Genomic DNA, 387 nt, shown 5'->3' on the forward strand with positions numbered 1-387 from the left:
AGCTATTCTTTGGTGATTTGTGGTGTGTGGTCTGGGGTTATGGTGGCATGCGGACACACTTTTCTTTACTTAACCCGTCTTCCACCCGGCTTAGTCTTGGCGCACGGGACAGGCGGTTGTGTGCCGACAGCCAGGTAATCTCTTGCTCATGAGTTCCTCCAAGACCTCGTCCTATCACCTCTTCCGCCGGTGGCAGGGCGCGACGTTCACCAAGCTGGGGCTGCTTAGCGAAAGTATGTCCGTGGCTACCGCTTCGAAGCTGGTCACACCCCTGGCGGTACTCATTCCGGTACTCGCAGCCCTCGCGGAGGAGGGTGTCCGATTCTTTGTGTGCGGGGGTTTGGTTTACAAGTAGTCCGCGAATCGGTCGGGGTAAGCCACGGCTAG

General features: G+C 57.6%; 1 protein-coding gene. It reads left to right on the forward strand.

The features are described from left to right. The first annotated feature begins 148 nt into the window (after positions 1-148). On the forward strand, positions 149-355 hold the full coding sequence (locus tag QP413_RS09905; protein ID WP_284781601.1) for a hypothetical protein: 207 nt from the start codon (positions 149-151) through the stop codon (positions 353-355). Positions 356-387: the final 32 nt, after the last annotated feature.

It is taken from the genome of Corynebacterium sp. UMB4614 (genome assembly GCF_030217065.1).
In the GTDB taxonomy this organism is placed as follows: domain Bacteria; phylum Actinomycetota; class Actinomycetes; order Mycobacteriales; family Mycobacteriaceae; genus Corynebacterium.